The organism is Prevotella sp. E9-3, from assembly GCF_022024015.1.
Lineage (GTDB): Bacteria > Bacteroidota > Bacteroidia > Bacteroidales > Bacteroidaceae > Prevotella.
In genome coordinates this window covers 2,198,369-2,214,603 of the sequence record NZ_CP091786.1, presented here as the reverse complement: position 1 = coordinate 2,214,603, position 16,235 = coordinate 2,198,369, and the positions used below count along the sequence as shown (strand labels likewise).

15 protein-coding genes are annotated in these 16,235 nt (G+C 45.1%); 2 read left to right on the top strand and 13 right to left on the bottom strand.

What is annotated here, in order from left to right; translation table 11 throughout:
* Positions 1-22: 22 nt before the first annotated feature.
* Genes L6475_RS08385 through L6475_RS08360 form a run of 6 tightly spaced genes read right to left on the bottom strand, consistent with a single transcriptional unit; the run spans position 23 to position 6,676 of the window.
* Entirely contained in the window at positions 23-868 is an 846-nt protein-coding gene (locus tag L6475_RS08385) for a hypothetical protein (RefSeq protein WP_237818982.1), read from the bottom strand.
* Complete coding sequence (locus tag L6475_RS08380; protein WP_237818980.1) at positions 792-2,804, bottom strand: YgiQ family radical SAM protein; 2,013 nt, start codon at positions 2,802-2,804, stop codon at positions 792-794. The genes L6475_RS08385 and L6475_RS08380 overlap by 77 nt, the downstream gene beginning before the upstream one ends.
* A 6-nt stretch (positions 2,805-2,810) precedes the next feature.
* Entirely contained in the window at positions 2,811-3,149 is a 339-nt protein-coding gene (locus tag L6475_RS08375) for a hypothetical protein (protein WP_237818978.1), read from the bottom strand.
* 57 nt (positions 3,150-3,206) lie between these two features.
* Positions 3,207-5,801, bottom strand: a complete 2,595-nt coding sequence (locus L6475_RS08370; RefSeq protein WP_237818976.1) for a xanthan lyase — start codon at positions 5,799-5,801, stop codon at positions 3,207-3,209.
* Between the two features lie 4 nt (positions 5,802-5,805).
* Positions 5,806-6,360 carry a 1-acyl-sn-glycerol-3-phosphate acyltransferase gene (locus L6475_RS08365; RefSeq protein WP_237818974.1) on the bottom strand — a complete coding sequence of 185 codons (555 nt, stop codon included), beginning with the start codon at positions 6,358-6,360 and terminating at the stop codon, positions 5,806-5,808.
* Between the two features lie 46 nt (positions 6,361-6,406).
* The gene (locus L6475_RS08360) at positions 6,407-6,676 is read right to left on the bottom strand and encodes a hypothetical protein (RefSeq protein ID WP_237818972.1); all 270 of its coding nucleotides are present in this window, start codon (positions 6,674-6,676) and stop codon (positions 6,407-6,409) included.
* Positions 6,677-6,854: 178 nt separating this feature from the next.
* Here L6475_RS08360 and L6475_RS08355 point away from each other — a divergent pair, with 178 nt between their 5' ends.
* Together L6475_RS08355 and L6475_RS08350 are read left to right on the top strand one after the other, a co-directional pair.
* Complete coding sequence (locus L6475_RS08355; protein WP_237818970.1) at positions 6,855-8,492, top strand: diphosphate--fructose-6-phosphate 1-phosphotransferase; 1,638 nt, start codon at positions 6,855-6,857, stop codon at positions 8,490-8,492.
* Between the two features lie 59 nt (positions 8,493-8,551).
* Positions 8,552-9,436 carry a glycoside hydrolase family 25 protein gene (locus L6475_RS08350; protein WP_237818968.1) on the top strand — a complete coding sequence of 295 codons (885 nt, stop codon included), beginning with the start codon at positions 8,552-8,554 and terminating at the stop codon, positions 9,434-9,436.
* Positions 9,437-9,455: 19 nt separating this feature from the next.
* Here the strand turns inward: L6475_RS08350 and L6475_RS08345 are convergent, their stop codons facing one another.
* From L6475_RS08345 to hisG, 7 genes are all read right to left on the bottom strand, one after another.
* Entirely contained in the window at positions 9,456-10,616 is a 1,161-nt protein-coding gene (locus L6475_RS08345; protein WP_237818965.1) for a carbohydrate-binding domain-containing protein, read from the bottom strand.
* 33 nt (positions 10,617-10,649) lie between these two features.
* Positions 10,650-11,396 (bottom strand): DUF2490 domain-containing protein, encoded by a 747-nt coding sequence (locus L6475_RS08340; RefSeq protein ID WP_237818963.1) that lies wholly within the window; start codon positions 11,394-11,396, stop codon positions 10,650-10,652.
* Positions 11,381-12,019 (bottom strand): DUF4956 domain-containing protein, encoded by a 639-nt coding sequence (locus tag L6475_RS08335; protein WP_237818961.1) that lies wholly within the window; start codon positions 12,017-12,019, stop codon positions 11,381-11,383. The genes L6475_RS08340 and L6475_RS08335 overlap by 16 nt, the downstream gene beginning before the upstream one ends.
* Before the next feature lie 44 nt (positions 12,020-12,063).
* Complete coding sequence (locus tag L6475_RS08330; RefSeq protein WP_237818960.1) at positions 12,064-12,819, bottom strand: polyphosphate polymerase domain-containing protein; 756 nt, start codon at positions 12,817-12,819, stop codon at positions 12,064-12,066.
* Between the two features lie 92 nt (positions 12,820-12,911).
* Positions 12,912-13,949: a histidinol-phosphate transaminase gene (hisC, locus tag L6475_RS08325; RefSeq protein WP_237818958.1), complete on the bottom strand. Its 1,038-nt coding sequence runs from the start codon at positions 13,947-13,949 to the stop codon at positions 12,912-12,914.
* Between the two features lie 36 nt (positions 13,950-13,985).
* Positions 13,986-15,269: a histidinol dehydrogenase gene (gene hisD, locus L6475_RS08320; protein WP_237818956.1), complete on the bottom strand. Its 1,284-nt coding sequence runs from the start codon at positions 15,267-15,269 to the stop codon at positions 13,986-13,988.
* Between the two features lie 16 nt (positions 15,270-15,285).
* Positions 15,286-16,137 carry an ATP phosphoribosyltransferase gene (gene hisG, locus L6475_RS08315; RefSeq protein ID WP_237818955.1) on the bottom strand — a complete coding sequence of 284 codons (852 nt, stop codon included), beginning with the start codon at positions 16,135-16,137 and terminating at the stop codon, positions 15,286-15,288.
* Positions 16,138-16,235 lie beyond the last annotated feature (98 nt).

Sequence of the window (16,235 nt, the reverse complement as noted above, 5' to 3'; positions counted from 1 at the left end):
TTTTTTTGCTATCTACCAAATTTCAGACCTTAAATCTGATGTAGGCACGATCGTCAAAGGAGTTATTGCCTTCAACAAAGGCTTTGGTGGCCTTGAAGGTGCCGATGTTTAAAGGGTCGTTGAGCCGCTGCTCGGCCAGCTTGGCTTCGGATGCCTGGAGGGTGGGCTCGAGGAAAGGATAGCCGTCGGAGGCAAGAACAATCTCCCACGGCTGGAAGTCGAGGGTGATGGTGCGCACATGCTGCTCGGCCACAGGGAAGCCGTCGATAACGGCGTAGGTCTTGTTCTGATTCTTCATCGTCTCGAGCATGTGAGGGATGATGGCTGCCCGTGCAGTATCGTCGGTAAGGAAATGCTCCTTGGGCAGCGGACTGTTGCGGATGATAGAGGCACGCTGCTCGGCAAGCTCCTGTTCGTAGGGCTTGGGATTGTCGAAATACTGGGGAGTGGCGGAAGAGGCCGGTAGTGCCTGACTGGGGGAGGAAACGGAAGGGATGAGCAGGCACTGGCAGTCGCCTATCATCCAGATTTCGCGCCTCAGTCGGCTGTAAACGATGCAGGAGGCGGTGAGGCGTTCTTCGGGATGCAGACTCAGGTGCTGTAGCTGTGACTGCCGATAGTGTTTGGCCACGGCACGGGATGCACCCAGGCAGAACTGATGGCAGGACATGTCTTTTGGGGCATGGCGCAGGAATTTGCTGATGATGTTCATAGTGTACCGACCGTTGCTACTGAAGAAACTGTAGCGACGGTCGGTCTTGGATGTTGAGCCATCGATAACAGCAATGAAATCAGAAGTTGTGACGATTCCGTCCTCGCTTTTCTTGCTGGGGTTTTTCGCTACGATGCTTTGCTCTATTATTTTCATTGGTGAAATTCGGATTGTATGATTTGGGCTTGCCGCCAGTGTGTTTACCGTTCGACGACTTGTCGGCAGGCTTAGGCCCATAGGAGGCCGGGCGATAACCGCCTTGCGGAGGCATTCCGCTGTAGAGTTTTGCTATAAGGTCGGGACGGCCAATGCGGCGTAGGGACTGTTCGATGCCACGGCGCTCTTCAGGTTTGTACCAGAAGAAGAACTGTCGCTGGGCCTGCTTCTCTTTCGGCGTCTTGGCACTGAACACGGGTTCGAGGGTGTATGGGTCGAAGCCTGTGTACCAGGTCTCGGTGGCATTGGTGAGTGGCGTGGGCGTGAAGTCCTGCACCTGTTCCAAATGGAAATCGAGGTTCTTGGTGATGACAGCCAGCTCGGCCATATCTTCCTCCTGACAACCAGGGTGACTGGAGATGAAGTAGGGGATGATTTGCTGGCGTAAGCCTTCTTCGCGATTGATACGGTCGAAGATGCGCTTGAATTCGTAGAACTGCTGGAAAGAGGGCTTGCGCATCAAATAGAGTACCCGGTCGCTGGTGTGCTCGGGGGCTACCTTGAGGCGTCCACTAACGTGGTGCGTTATCAGTTCACGGGTATATTCCATGGCTGCCTTGTTGCTGGCTTCGTCCTTACTACGATGTAAGAGCAAGTCATAACGCACACCGCTACCAATATAGCTATGCTTGATGCCAGGGAGGGCATCGACAGCACGATATACTTCGAGTAGCTTGGAATGGTCGGTATTCAGGTTCGGGCAAATCTGAGGGTGGATGCACGACGGCCGGCGACATTTCTCGCAGGCATTCTTGTTTTTGCCGCTCATGCCATACATATTGGCCGATGGACCACCCAGGTCGGAAAGGTTGCCCTTGAAGTCGGGCATCTCAACAATCTGTCTCACCTCATGGAGAATGCTCTCCTTCGACCGACAGGTGATGAACTTGCCCTGATGGGCCGAGATGGTGCAGAAGGCGCATCCGCCAAAGCAGCCACGATGAATGTTCACCGAGAACTTGATCATGTCGTAGGCTGGAATGCGCTTACCCTTATACTTGGGGTGAGGCTGGCGTGTGTAGGGCAGGTCGAACGAGGCATCGAGCTCTTCGGTAGTCATGGGCGGGAATGGTGGATTCACCACTACATATCGACCGTCAACACCTTGCAACAATCGCTGGGCGTGCATCATGTTTGACTGTTCCTCAACCTGACGGAAGTTTTCAGCCTGTGCACGCTTGTTCTTCAAGCACTCCTCATGAGAATGGAGCACAATGTCACAATCGGTGATACCGCCGGGGATGTCTTCCTTTCGGGCCAGGAATACCGTTTGGGGAAGGTCCTTGATGTCTTTGATATGTTCGCCGGCAGCCAGTCGATGGGCCAACTGTATGGTCACTTTCTCGCCCATGCCATAGGTGATCATGTCGGCAGGTGAATAGCATAGCAGGCATTTCTTGAGCTCATCACTCCAATAGTCGTAGTGAGTGACGCGGCGCAAGGAGGCTTCGATGCCGCCCAGCACCACAGGGACGTCGGGATAGAGCTCCTTGAGAATCTTGGCATAGACAATGGTGGGATATTCCGGACGCATGTCGTGACGACCGTCAGGGCTATAGGCATCCTCCGAGCGCAGTCGGCGGGCAGCGGTGTATTTGTTGACCATTGAATCCATGCAGCCCGGCGCAATGCCGAAGAAAAGGCGTGGGCGCCCCAACTTCTTGAAGTCGCGGTAGTCGCCGTGCCAGTCGGGCTGGGGAATAATGGCCACACGATAGCCTGCTGCCTCAAGGGTGCGGCCAATCACGGCTGCGCCAAATGAGGGGTGATCCACATAGGCATCGGCAGAGAAGAGGATGATATCCACCTCATCCCATCCCCTGAGTTCAAGTTCCTTTTTGGTGGTAGGAAGAAAGTCGGTCAGTCTATACTCCATTGGCTATTAGGCTTCCTGATCGTTTGCTTCCTGTTGGGGGGCTTTAGTCTCTTGGGAGTTCTTCCAATTAATATAGAGGAGTACTAACTGCTGAAGACCGAATGCTTTCATGTTCTGATGATAGATGACATCGAGACAGAGGTCGAGCAGGTTCTTGTCGTTGCCGGTTTCTGACTCGAGCAGTGAACGGACGTTCAGTTTCAGCTTGTCGAGTACCTGTTCGTCAACGATGCCATTGGAGTCGATCAGATCACGAAACAGTTGATACTGGTCGATAGTGGCCAAATGTTGTTCACTTACTTCAATGCTTCGTGTTCCTGAAGCGTTTGCTTGTATTTTGTTCATAACAGTTTATTATTTAAGTTGTATATTCTATTAATAAAGAGGTGATAGGGCCGACAATTATTGCAGAAGGAAATTCAGAACTCCCCGCATGATGGCTGTCCGCTTGCTGTCTTCCTTGATGCATTCCAAGGGAAAGCCCATTGTGAAGGTTCTGTAGCCAGGGCCGCGATAGGCTGTGGCAGCACTTGTTCCATTGCCGTAAAGCATGGCACAGAAGGCTCCTTCAGAAACAGGCATCAGAACATCGCACGACGTGGCGGCATAATGCTGCTCGTTTAGCTGGTGATAGAAATCGAAAGTGGTGCCCAGTCCCTTGATGGTCTCAATGGAGTCGCGATAAGTTCCGAAGTGCTGACATTTAAGGACTTCGGAAAGGAAGAAAATGTCATCGTCACTTTTCATGTCACGACCAATATAGGCTCCGCTGGTCAAGATACGACCTCCCTGAACGGCATATTGGCTGATGGAACTGCGAAGATTGTCGGGGAAGGCCTTATACGTCAGAAGACTATGCCCGTCGTCGCATTGCAGGCCCAGTAGCAAATCGACAGCATCGTATTTGTACAATGGCTGACGGTCGATGGCTTCGGAAGAACAACTGATGATGTTGTACTTGCCGGAATTAAAGATTGCCTTAGCGTGGGAGCGTACATAATCGAATTCATGGCCACCAATGAAGCGGCCTTCCATCTCTGAAGAGGTGTATCCCAAGCCGGTAGAATCCTCAATGCCAATAAAGGCCGGATCGAAACCTCTTTGACGGCCAAGAATACCACAGGTGCGGCCAAAGGTTATGCCAGGATCATCGTCTAAATCGAATCCCTGAGCTGTCACTGATGGAGAGGAAAGACGCTGGAAGCCATCGATAATGAGGATCTTCTTGCTTTCTGCCGACTGGTAAGAAGCGGTGAGTACTTGTGAGGGGAAACTGATGCCGCCATTGTTGACAGCTGCTACTCGGAAATGAACAAGGGCTCCCGGGCGAAGTCGGGTGGTAACAGCCGTTCCCTTGATGAGAGTACCATTGTCGAAATCTCCATCTCCTTCAGCGATATATAGTACGTAAGCCGTAGGTTTGGATGTCGGCTCCTGCGAATCGAGAGTCGGTGTCCAACTGATGATCACCTGACCATCGCCTTGTTCAGTAAATTCGATATTGAAATTATGAGGAGTAAGAGGAGTTACAACGTAATCCTTGTGGTGTTTGCGTGCTGTATATTTGAGCAGTGTCTTGTAGATAGAACGAGCCAACGTGAAACGAAAGTTGGGGTCAAGGCCATAGCGCATATCATTGAAACTCTGGTGGGACAGGGTTTCAAGGATAGCAGAAGGTACTATGGGAACACGCGTTTCAGAGTAGTTGCGATCATATACTTCTCGAGGCTCCCATGTGCGATAGCGATACTGAAGGTCGGCTGTGGTATTGTCTAATAACTCAGAAGCCAGTTCTTTCGACATCTGGCGTGAACAGCCTGCAGCCAAAAGTGAATCGCCATAGCCTGTAGTACAGATGGTCAATGAACCATAAATACCTTCACCATCGGGCTTATTATAACCGGCATCACTATGAACGGCTAACGATAGCTCAATGGGTACTTTGCGACCTGTGGAATCTGGTGCATAGACAGAACCACCGCACAATTCGTTGAGCATCAATGAACGGGCATTAATGTCATCGGCGTAGTCGTTCTCACCATTTTTGGATGAATAGACATTATATGGCATACCAGCCCACTGGGCATAATATCGGGCACCCTCAAGGCATCGGGGCAGATGACTCACATCACCACCGCGCTCAATGTTGCCCATACCACCGCCAAAACGTACCGCATCGGCCGTGACCATACCTATTTGCTGGCTTTGATTGGTTAGTACCACACGATTCTGCTCATTGCATCCGCTATCGAAAGTGAAGGTGCCTAAATAAACCCAGGTGGAACCACCCATTCGCTGGTTTACCCTGAATTCGGTTTTCTGACCTTGGTGCCAAACAATATAATGAGCATCGTCAACACTTGAAGGTAATGTCTGGTAGCTTACGTACACAGCATATTTCCCACTTTCAGGAATATTAGGCTGGTAGTTCACGGTGCTCAGGTTGTTGGCATCCTTGGTGGCTTCTACCATACGTGCTGTTCCTGCTTCGAAAGGATTCTCACCATCATGATAATAGCCATTGTGAAAGGCAAACCCTTTGTCCATGCAGCGCATCCAGTGGTTGTGCTCTTGGGTTTCAAAATAAAGGGAAGAATTGGAACCGTCATTGTCAACAATCACTTCATGACGTTGCCAGTCGCGTTCGCGAGGGGAAAAAACAATGGCTCCTGCATTTTCCAACATGGGCATGAGGTAGGGAACCACAATGGTTTGGGTAAACAGGTCCTCGCAAGTAGTGTAGAGTGGGGGACGCTGCCATCGCCAACGCTCTTTTCCTATATCGTAAAAACGACCATGTGAAGCCCATAGCGCCAAGTGACGCCCTTCCATTCCTTCAGTGATTTCATAAGGACGTGAGACATTGCTAACCCATGGCTTTCCTATATGCTCAATTTTCTCCCAACTTGTTGGTTGGGCATCCAATAGAAAAGAAGGAAGCAGTGGCATAAATAATGCCCCTGCTACAAAAAAGAATCGTTTAGTAAAGATCTTCATTTCCTTATATTTCTCCAATCGTGAAATTCTCTGGGTTTTTACCTTTGAAGTCCTTGAAATAGAGTTTAATATCGCGCATGTCGGCTTCAATATCACCAGTGGGTATGATTGTCTTGGTGCACTGGATCAGTTTGCGTTCGTAGTCAATACCATAAAGAAGAATTGGAATGCCTGCACCTTGGGCTATGAAATAAAAACCTTTCTTCCATTCTTCTACCCGAGAACGAGTTCCCTCTGGTGTAATACATAGATGAAAAGTGGTTGCCTTTCGTGCTGTTTCAGCCATTGCATCGGTCATACGCATGTGTTTCTGACGATATACAGGAATACCGCCCATCTTGCGGAAGATAGGACCTAATGGCCAGAAAAACCATTCTTTCTTCATTAAAAAATTGGAGCCCAACCCCATCGCACCATTATAAAGTTGGCCAATAAGAAAATCCCAATTGCTAGTGTGAGGAGCCAGACAGATAATATATTTATCGGGATGGGGCTCCGAAACTTCGGCACGCCATCCCATTCGCTTGTACAATAGCCAGTTACAGAATTTCTTCCACATAATAAGAGTAACTCGGTTCAAATAAAGTAAATAATTGAAAATAGAATTAGAAATTGTTGATCTGATCAACAATCTCACCTACTTGGGCCGTAAATTTTTGGCGCAATGTCTTGTAGTACTGTTTGGGAAGCATGCCTGGCTCTGGATGGCAAACGCGACAAGTAAAGTCGGCCTGCATCTTAACAATAGAAAATAAGAGAGCATCGGCGTTATCCTTGTGACCATCAGCTCCGTAGAGTGAAGCGGCAATACATTCAGAAAACAGTTCTTCGCAGATTAGATTGATGCCGCGCTTTAGTGTTCTTTTGTTAGCCATAGGTGAAAATATTAATTAATATGTGTAATTGTTTGCTTGCCAAAGTTAAGTAAAAATTCTGAGATGGCAAGCGCTTTATTCAAAAAAAAACTTAATTATACGCTTTTTTCAATTATAATGAGTAACTTTGCCTCGCAAAAAGATTATTCTCTAATAATAATTATTTTATCCGAAAAATATGCAGAAAAGTGCATTGCAGGTGGCAAGAGCCGCCTATCAGCCCAAATTGCCTCTCGGCTTGCAGGGCGCAGTGAAAGTGCAGGAAGGTGCTCCTACACAGAGTGTTGATAATCAGGAAGAAATCAAGGCTCTCTTCCCTAACACCTACGGAATGCCACTCGTAGAATTCGTTCCCGGTCAAGAGACTGCTCACGAAAAGATGAACGTTGGTATCATTCTCAGTGGTGGTCAGGCTCCTGGCGGTCACAACGTAATCACTGGCCTTTTTGATGCTGTTAAGAAGTTGAACCCCGAAAACCGTCTGTTCGGTTTTATCCTGGGTCCTGGCGGTCTTGTTGATCATAACTATATGGAGCTCACTGCCGACATCATTGACGAGTATCGTAATACTGGCGGTTTTGATATGATCGGTTCTGGTCGTACCAAATTGGAAAAAGTTGACCAGTTTGAGAAAGGCCTTGAGATTATCCGTGAACTTGGTATTAAGGCTATCGTTATTATCGGTGGTGACGACTCAAATACCAACGCTTGTGTTTTGGCTGAATACTATGCTGCCAAGAACTATGGCGTACAGGTGATTGGTTGTCCTAAGACTATTGATGGCGACTTGAAGAATGATCAGATTGAGACTTCATTCGGCTTCGATACCGCATGTAAGACTTATTCAGAGTTGATTGGCAATATCGAGCGTGACTGTAACTCTGCACGCAAATACTGGCACTTCATCAAGGTGATGGGCCGTTCTGCTTCTCACATCGCTTTGGAGTGCGCTCTGCAGACTCAGCCAAACATCTGCCTTGTTTCTGAAGAGGTAGAGGCCAAGCAGATGAGCCTGGACGATGTAGTTAGCTATATCGCAGAGACCGTAGCTGCCCGCGCTAAGGATGGCAATAACTTCGGTACTGTTATTATCCCAGAAGGTCTGATTGAGTTCATCCCTGCTATCAAGAAACTGATTGCTCAGCTCAACGATGTGCTGGCTTTACCCGAGGCAAAGAACATCAGCCGCGACGAGCAGGTTGACTTCGCTAAGAGTCATCTTTCTGACGAGAATCTTGCAGTGTTCAACAGCCTGCCTGTTGGCGTAGCCCGTCAGTTGGCTCTTGACCGCGATCCTCACGGAAACGTACAGGTGTCACTTATTGAAACCGAAAAACTGTTGTCTACTATGGTAGCTCAGAAGCTGGAGAAGATGAAGAAGGAAGGAAAATATGTTGGCAAGTTCTCTGCTCAGCACCACTTCTTCGGATATGAGGGACGCTGCGCTGCTCCTTCTAACTTCGATGCTGACTACTGCTACGCTCTGGGTGCCAGCGCTGCTCAGCTGATTGCAGCCGGCAAAACTGGTTACATGGCTATCGTGAAGAATACTACAGCTCCTGCTGCAGAGTGGAAAGCCGGTGGCGTGCCCATCACTATGATGATGAACATGGAGCGTCGTAACGGTGAGATGAAGCCCGTTATCCGTAAGGCTCTCGTAGAGCTTGATGGTAAACCCTTCAAGGCTTTTGCTGCCAACCGTGAGAAATGGGCTCGCGAGACTGCTTATATTTATCCTGGTCCAATCCAGTACTGGGGCCCCACAGAAGTGTGCGATCAGCCCACACGTACCCTTGCTTTGGAGCAGGCAAAATAAATTGAATATTTCAGACACGGATTTGATGGATTTGGTCAAGTCCGTGTCTTTTTCTTTTTATGCCAGCAAATAGGAATACTTCAAAAGGAAGACGAGCTAAGTCATCTAAGCATAAACAACCAGGGATATTATTGAGACTATTTCATAGGATGCCTCGTTGGTCTTTTTGGCTGGGGGTAGTTGCCATAATGGTTGTCTATGTTTGGGCGTTTTATTATTTCTTCGTTTCTCCTTTCGGTTTTCGTTGGCGTGCTCTCTATGGTGATACATCTTTGCCTCAAGGCTATGAAATTCATGGCATAGATATATCACATTATCAGGGAGATATTAATTGGGCGATGTTGCGTAGTCAAGGGCAAATAGACCGTTGTCCTATCAGATTCGTCATGATAAAAGCTACCGAAGGGGCTAGTCGTATTGATCCTAAGTTTAAGAATAATTTTGAACAGTCGCTCGAACATGGCTTTACCAGAGGAGCATACCATTTCTATAGTGTTCACTCTCCAGCAAAAGATCAGGCTAATTTCTTTATTAAAAACGTGAATCTTCAACAAGGTGATTTGCCACCGGTACTGGATGTTGAGCATAAACCGAAAGGACAATCAGATGACGAATTCAAAAATAGCGTGCTGGAGTGGTTGAATCTTGTTGAAAAGCACTATGGTGTCAAACCAATCATCTATACCTATTATAAGTTTAAGATGCAATATCTTTCGGATAGGGAATTTGACCAATATCCTTATTGGATAGCACATTACTATGTGGATAGTGTGGAATATCAAGGTGACTGGAAATTCTGGCAGCATACAGATGTAGGTAAATTGCCAGGCATTAAGGGATATGTTGATTTCAATATTTATAATGGTTCCTATTACGACTTACGCCAATTGACCATCGGAAGCCGAGAGACAATTGGCGTAGAAGCGTATAAAGAGAAAAATTGATGTCTTGGGGACAAGTTGATTAAAAAACTACTTTTACTTCTTTTTTATTAAGTATTTTAGTTGTCGGTTCACCAATGATGGTAACTCGCTTTTTTGCTATTTCTGATTCACTTTCAGCATCGTTTTCATAACCATTGTCGCAGGCCCAGCTTTTATCAGTTTTTGCCTCGAATGATCCTCCACTAAGGATAATACCTGTATCGCTTTTTACGGCTTTAGGCTTGCCGATTCTGTTTGAGCCTGTAGTTTCAGCAACAAAAATACCACCATTGATCTTAATATCTTGCGAACAGTTCAGTCCTTTTCCTCCATCACCAGTACTAAGAAGATTTAGTGAACCGGATGTCATTGTGAAAAGACTGTCACACTTGATTCCCGCACATGAGGTTGTATCGGTAATGCCATCAGTGCTTTCTATCTTGCAGTCTCCTGAAGTTTTGATAGTCGTGATTCCTCCATTGATAGTGGTAAAAGAATCATTTTTGATACCACGGGCACCATCGGCTTTTACATCGATGTTCAATGTGCCACCAGTGATTGTAAAGCCATCGTTAACTTTAATGCCATTCGAACCGGTTGATAAAACATTAATATTGACAGTGCCACTCTCAAAAATGATATAGTCATCACTGGCAACACCATTTCTTGAATTACTATAAATGTTCAGGGTACCTGCTCCACCAAAATAAATCTGACCTTCACTAAATAGCGTAGCTTTCTGGTCTATAGTATCTCCCTCGTCCGTAATAGGGGCATCAGCATAGTTGATACCGTCAGTAAGGGAGTTGGTGGTTCCTTCTTTGGTAATTACATAAAATGACTTTCCACATTGGTTGTTAATGGCAGGACCATCGGCATTTGTAATGCTGACACCATTGAGAAGGACTCCGACTTTCTTCCAACTGAAAATGAGTAGTGATCCATCCGTCGTGGTGCCACTCAACGTAAGCATCAAGAATTTGTTTGTGTTGGATCTTACCGTAACATCTGATCCGTTGATACTTACGAAGCCAGCATCGTCGCCAGATACGCTGACACTGGTGCCATTGTATGTGATGCCGATGTTCAATGTGTCGGTGGTCGTTTTATCGGCAAAATCATTATCCCAATCGTATTTGTCATCATTTACGCATGACATGATGCCAAATGCAATCGTCAAGAATAGATATGTTTTTTTCATTTCATTGATTATCTTAAAACAGTGATTGAGAAATCAGAATTTGTACTTGTAGCCAACACTGATGATGTGACTGTTCAAATCGCCGTCATCATCGTTTTCATTTACATTTTGAAAATAGTAGCCAAGAGAGAAAACATGATGCTTTTGGTATTTATACTCTGTACCAATCTGATAACGGGTTTTCTGGATACCATTCTTATCGTTGAATATTTCAAATCCTGCAATTGGATCAAACTTCCAGTGAGGGAAATCGTATCCTATCTTCAGTCGGCTGCGAAGAACATTTTTTCCTTTGCCTTTAATGGATGTCCAGGTCTCGTTGTCAAAGTCGTATTTCTTTCCATTGACTTCTGGACGATAGGTGTACTGCCAACGCTCACGCAAGGAAATACCGAGGCGCCCCAGAGTTGTACTGCCAGTCAATGCAACACTGAAACGATGGCGAACTCCCCAATAGCTGGGAGTCCACTTGTTTGGACGAAGACCGTCTTTCTTGAAATCAAATTCTTCTACGTTGTTGTCATAGAGGAAATTGTAGCCTGCAGAAACTTTTAAGCCTTTGAATAACTTGTATTCTGCATTAATACCCATGCTCCAACGGTCTAAAGTCCGAGAATTATTGCGTGTGCGCAATTCTGTTTCGGCACCAATATTCCAGTTGCGAGAAATTTTTTTCTCTGCACCAAGCTCATACCATGCGCCAAAGTCATTCGTTTGAGCTTTGGTATAGGGCATGCCTATGAGTGTAATGAAAAGTAAAAGTGTCAGACTTCTCTCCATTGTGATTTTCTTACAGTAAACTGGTTATCAACAGTATTGTTTATGTCGGCATCGTAGGTGACGCGCAGAACTACAGAATCTTTGAGAAAGTCGATTCCACCAACTTCAACTTTCATGATTTTCAAACCTGTACGTGTCTCAAGATCATTGATAAGCTCCTCTCTTTTCTCTGGTTTGATAAGTTCGATACGGTCATACTGAATAAGTTTCGTTGCATGTACATGGAAACGTCTTTCACAAGCAATAATTGAAGCAACAGTAAGAATATCGACAATGACAAGCTCACCAAAATCTTCAGCCATTGCATGAACAACGGCTAAACAGACAATGAGAAACAGGTAGGTCATTTCACGTACTGGCATTGCATCAGTACGATAACGCATAATTGAGAAGATGCCAAACAGGCCTAAGCCGACGCCCATCGTAGCTTTTCCTCTATCCATTCCCATCATGAAATAAACAAGGAAGAAGATTGCTACTGTCATGAGCATGAAAGTGAAATAGAAGTCGTTACGGTGACTTTTACGGTAATAGAGAAAATGAATGATTCCCCAGTTAACAACAATACAGATAAGGAATCTGATTAATGTGCTACTGAAATCGGCTGAGAATAATGTATCCATAATTGTATAGTTTTATTTTTTATTGTTATCAGAATGTTTTATTTTTAGAGGTATAAATTTAATAATTTCTCTACATCATGGAGTTTCGGCTTAAAGCGATTGATGGGGAGCTGATTGTTTGTCAATGCCGCCCCCATGCAATATTTGCTAAATCCATGAGGATGAATCCTAAGTTTTCGGAGCATTTCGAGTACAGGTGAAAATACGAGCCCATCACGTTTTAACTCAATAATAACCAATTTACCCATTTCACGATGTGTATTGGTTTGTATGTTGTTAAATTCCAATGCCGTGTCAATGGTAAGACGTTCCGTTTTGGCATGATTTACTAATGTGATACGGTGGAAATAATTGTGCATGTGTGGAATCAGGTCATCGGCACTAAAATGGAGATGTTCATCGATGAACTGTCGTTTTGTTTCATCATGAAGGTCCATATCTGCTACTTCAATTCGCTTTTTCTTGGTTCGACCGTGGTTGTTTTTAGTCTTGATTTCCATGAATTGAAGATTTGAGCTGACGTAGGTGCGAAAACGTATTTTCTGTCGGTTGGTATGTCCTGTTTGGTGCTCTTGATACATGCCATAATCGTGAGTGTCAAAATATGTGGTGTCGTAAAGCATGTTACGCTCGCCATCAATGACTTGGGCATAATAATCGCCTTGTGCCATTTTCAGAAGTTCCTCAAGCATTGGAAGAGTAGTGACAAACTTTGTATCGGTACGGTTCATTAACTTCACACTCTTCATCTCAGCCAGAGTGATAGGGTCAAAAGTTTGTATGATAGTATCAATTGGCATACGTTACAGCTAATAGTTTTAGGCAAAGGTAAAAAGAAAGAAGGACTCTTCAAACTTTTTTCAGCGAAAAGCCCTTCCTTTTCTGTAAAAAGTTATTTGTATTGGCGCAAAGCACCAACTAATTCATTGTTCTCGGTTCGAGTGCCAATGGTTACGCGCAGACAATTCTGGCATAGTTGAATGCGTGATCGGTTACGAACGATGATTCCCAGGTCAACAAGGTAATTATAAATAGCCTGTGCATCCGTCATTCTTGCCAAGAAGAAATTAGCATCGCTGGGATAGACCTCTTTGCAAATAGGAAGCATTCGGAATGCTTCCATCAGTCGGCTACGCTCTTGAAGGATTGTGCTTACCCATTTTTCAACTTCGTATTTGTCTTTCACTACTTCAAGTGCTTTTTGTTGTGTCAGAAGGTTTACGTTGTAAGGGTATTTCACTTTGTTGAAAAGTGCAATAATCTCAGTTGATGCAAAGGCCATACCTAAACGAATAGCAGCACATCCCCATGCTTTACTCATTGTGTTCAGTACAATGAGGTTGGGATGCTGAGCCAGTTCATGACGAAAAGATTTCTGACGAGAGAAGTCACTATATGCTTCATCAACAATGACGATACCTTCAAACTGCTCGATGACTTTAACTATTTCTTCTCGTTGCAGGTTGTTACCTGTGGGGTTATTAGGAGAACAAAGCCAAATAAGTTTGGTATGCTCATCGCAGGCGTCTAATAATTGTTGTGCTGAAAACTGAAAGTGCTCATCGAGAAGGACTGGACGATACTCAACATTATTGATATCAGCGCATACCTTATACATGCCGTATGTAGGCTCGATGGCTACGACATTGTCCTTGCCTGGCTCACAGAAACATCGATAGGGGAGGTCGATGGCCTCATCGCTTCCATTGCCCAAGAAAATATTCTCAGCCGGAACACCCTTAACGCCAGCTAAAGCTACTTTCAGTTCCTCTTGTAAAGGATCTGGATAACGGTTGAGCGGAGCATTGTAAGGATTCTCGTTGGCATCAAGAAATACTCGAGCGGTCTTGCCTGCATACTCATTTCGTGCACTACTGTAGGGGGCAAGAGACCATATGTTGGGCCTTGTAAGATCTTGTAAACTCTTCATAATTTGGCGTTTATAGAGGAATATACACGAAACTAATTATTTCAATGACTTGATTCTTACAGTCATCGCATTCTTATGTGCGTCAAGTTGTTCAGCTTCAGCCATCAATTCAACAGCATGACCAATATGGTGAACACCTTCCTCTGTGAGGTGTTGGAAGGTGATTTTTCTGCAATAACTATCCAAATTAACACCACTATAGGCGGTAGCATATCCATGAGTGGGTAAGGTATGGTTAGTTCCGCTTGCGTAATCACCTGCACTCTCACAGGCATATTTGCCTAAGAATACACTACCGGCATTGACCACTTGCTCAGCCATTTGTTCAAAATTCTTCGTTTGGAGAATTAGGTGCTCAGGGGCATAGAAATTTGACAGCTCGATTGCTTCATTTTCATTTTCTACCAATACCAATTGACTGTTCTCAAGTGTCCTGGCTGCAATTTCTTTGCGTGGAAGAAGCTCAAGCTGACGCTCTACTTCGGCTTTTACCTGAAAGAGCATGTCCTCGGAAGTGGTGATAAGCAATACTTGTGAGTCGATACCGTGCTCAGCTTGTGAGAGTAAATCGGCAGCAACAAACTCTGCATTAGCAGTTTCGTCAGCAATAACACATACTTCGCTTGGGCCTGCAGGCATATCAATAGCAGCATCGTGTAGGCTAACTTGTTGCTTTGCTGCCATAACATATTGGTTGCCAGGTCCAAAAATCTTAAAGACTTTTGGCACGGAAGCTGTTCCATAGGCCATTGCACCTATTGCTTGAACACCGCCTGCTTTGAATATTTTGCTAACACCTGCTGTCTTGGCTGCTACCAATATGGCAGGATTTACTTTGCCTTCACGATTGGGAGGGGTGCATAGTACAATTTCCTTGCAACCGGCAATTTTAGCAGGGGTCGCTAACATCAGAACAGTTGAAAAGAGTGGGGCAGTACCACCAGGAATATAAAGACCTACACGTTCGATGGCAACACTTTTCTGCCAGCAAGTAATACCTGGTCCGGTTTCAACTTTCTCGCCTTTAAAACGCTGAGACTCATGAAACTTCTTGATGTTGAAGTGAGCCAATCGAATGGCTTGTTCCAAATCTTCGCTGACAAGTGTCTCGGCTTCTTTCATCTCTTCCTCGGTAACGGCAATAGAAGAAAGATTTACGTGGTCGAATTTCTCCTCGTATTCTTTGACAGCCTCGTCGCCTCGTGATTTGACATCGGCCAATACGGAAGAAACAGTCGAATTTAATTGAGATATATCCAAGTGGGGGCGTTCAATTATTTTTGCCCAATCACTCCTTGACGGGTTTTTTATAATGTTCATATAAAAACTCCTGCTCTTAAAGAATCATTTTTTCAATAGGCGTTACCAAAATACCTTGCGCACCCATCTCTTTCAGTTTTCCGATAATTTCCCAGAAACGTTTCTCGTCGAGCACTGTGTGAACAGAGCACCATTCATCATCGGCAAGAGGAATTACTGTAGGACTCTTTAAGCCTGGTAAAACGCTGATGATTTCTTGTAAACGAGACTTAGGGGCATTCATGCGTACATATTTCTTGTCTTCTGCCTGGCGAACAGCTTCAAAGCGGAATAACATCTGTTCCAATACTTCACGCTTTTCATGCGACATGCCGGGGTGTCCAATGAGCAAAGCTTCGCTCTGCATTACTACTTCTACCTCACGTAGGTTATTGCTAACAAGTGTTGAGCCACTGCTCACGATATCGAAAATGGCATCGGCCAAACCAATACCTGGGCTAATCTCAACCGAACCAGTGATAACATGAATCTCAGCGTTAATGCCATTCTTTTTCAAAAACTTCTGGAGAATGACGGGATAGCTTGTAGCAATAGTTTTACCGTTAAACCATGAAAGACCTTGATATTCTATTTCTTTGGGAATGGCCAAAGATAAACGGCATTTTGAGAAGCCAAGACGTTGAATAATTTCAGCCTCAGCACCACGTTCCTCATATTCATTTTCACCAACGACACCTAAATCGGCCACGCCAGTAGCCACACTCTGAGGAATATCGTCATCGCGCAAATAAAGAACTTCTAATGGAAAATTTTGGGCACTGACTAGCAATGTACGTTTTGAGGCACCGACCTTAATATCTGCTTCGTTCAGCAAGTTCATTGTGTCATCGAACAGGCGCCCTTTTGATTGTACGGCAATTCTTAACATGATTCTTATTATTAATTGTTTTGCGAATCCTGTGATCGCAATTCTTTTTTGTATTGATTTAGGTCGCAAAATTAAATAAAAATTCTTGATTGTGCAAT

Coding starts and splice junctions, on each gene's coding strand:
- L6475_RS08385 (WP_237818982.1), bottom strand. CDS start 868: ATGAAAATAATAGAGCAAAGCATCGTAGCGAAAAACCCCAGCAAGAAA.
- L6475_RS08380 (WP_237818980.1), bottom strand. CDS start 2,804: ATGGAGTATAGACTGACCGACTTTCTTCCTACCACCAAAAAGGAACTT.
- L6475_RS08375 (WP_237818978.1), bottom strand. CDS start 3,149: ATGAACAAAATACAAGCAAACGCTTCAGGAACACGAAGCATTGAAGTA.
- L6475_RS08370 (WP_237818976.1), bottom strand. CDS start 5,801: ATGAAGATCTTTACTAAACGATTCTTTTTTGTAGCAGGGGCATTATTT.
- L6475_RS08365 (WP_237818974.1), bottom strand. CDS start 6,360: ATGTGGAAGAAATTCTGTAACTGGCTATTGTACAAGCGAATGGGATGG.
- L6475_RS08360 (WP_237818972.1), bottom strand. CDS start 6,676: ATGGCTAACAAAAGAACACTAAAGCGCGGCATCAATCTAATCTGCGAA.
- L6475_RS08355 (WP_237818970.1), top strand. CDS start 6,855: ATGCAGAAAAGTGCATTGCAGGTGGCAAGAGCCGCCTATCAGCCCAAA.
- L6475_RS08350 (WP_237818968.1), top strand. CDS start 8,552: ATGCCAGCAAATAGGAATACTTCAAAAGGAAGACGAGCTAAGTCATCT.
- L6475_RS08345 (WP_237818965.1), bottom strand. CDS start 10,616: ATGAAAAAAACATATCTATTCTTGACGATTGCATTTGGCATCATGTCA.
- L6475_RS08340 (WP_237818963.1), bottom strand. CDS start 11,396: ATGGAGAGAAGTCTGACACTTTTACTTTTCATTACACTCATAGGCATG.
- L6475_RS08335 (WP_237818961.1), bottom strand. CDS start 12,019: ATGGATACATTATTCTCAGCCGATTTCAGTAGCACATTAATCAGATTC.
- L6475_RS08330 (WP_237818960.1), bottom strand. CDS start 12,819: ATGCCAATTGATACTATCATACAAACTTTTGACCCTATCACTCTGGCT.
- hisC (WP_237818958.1), bottom strand. CDS start 13,949: ATGAAGAGTTTACAAGATCTTACAAGGCCCAACATATGGTCTCTTGCC.
- hisD (WP_237818956.1), bottom strand. CDS start 15,269: ATGAACATTATAAAAAACCCGTCAAGGAGTGATTGGGCAAAAATAATT.
- hisG (WP_237818955.1), bottom strand. CDS start 16,137: ATGTTAAGAATTGCCGTACAATCAAAAGGGCGCCTGTTCGATGACACA.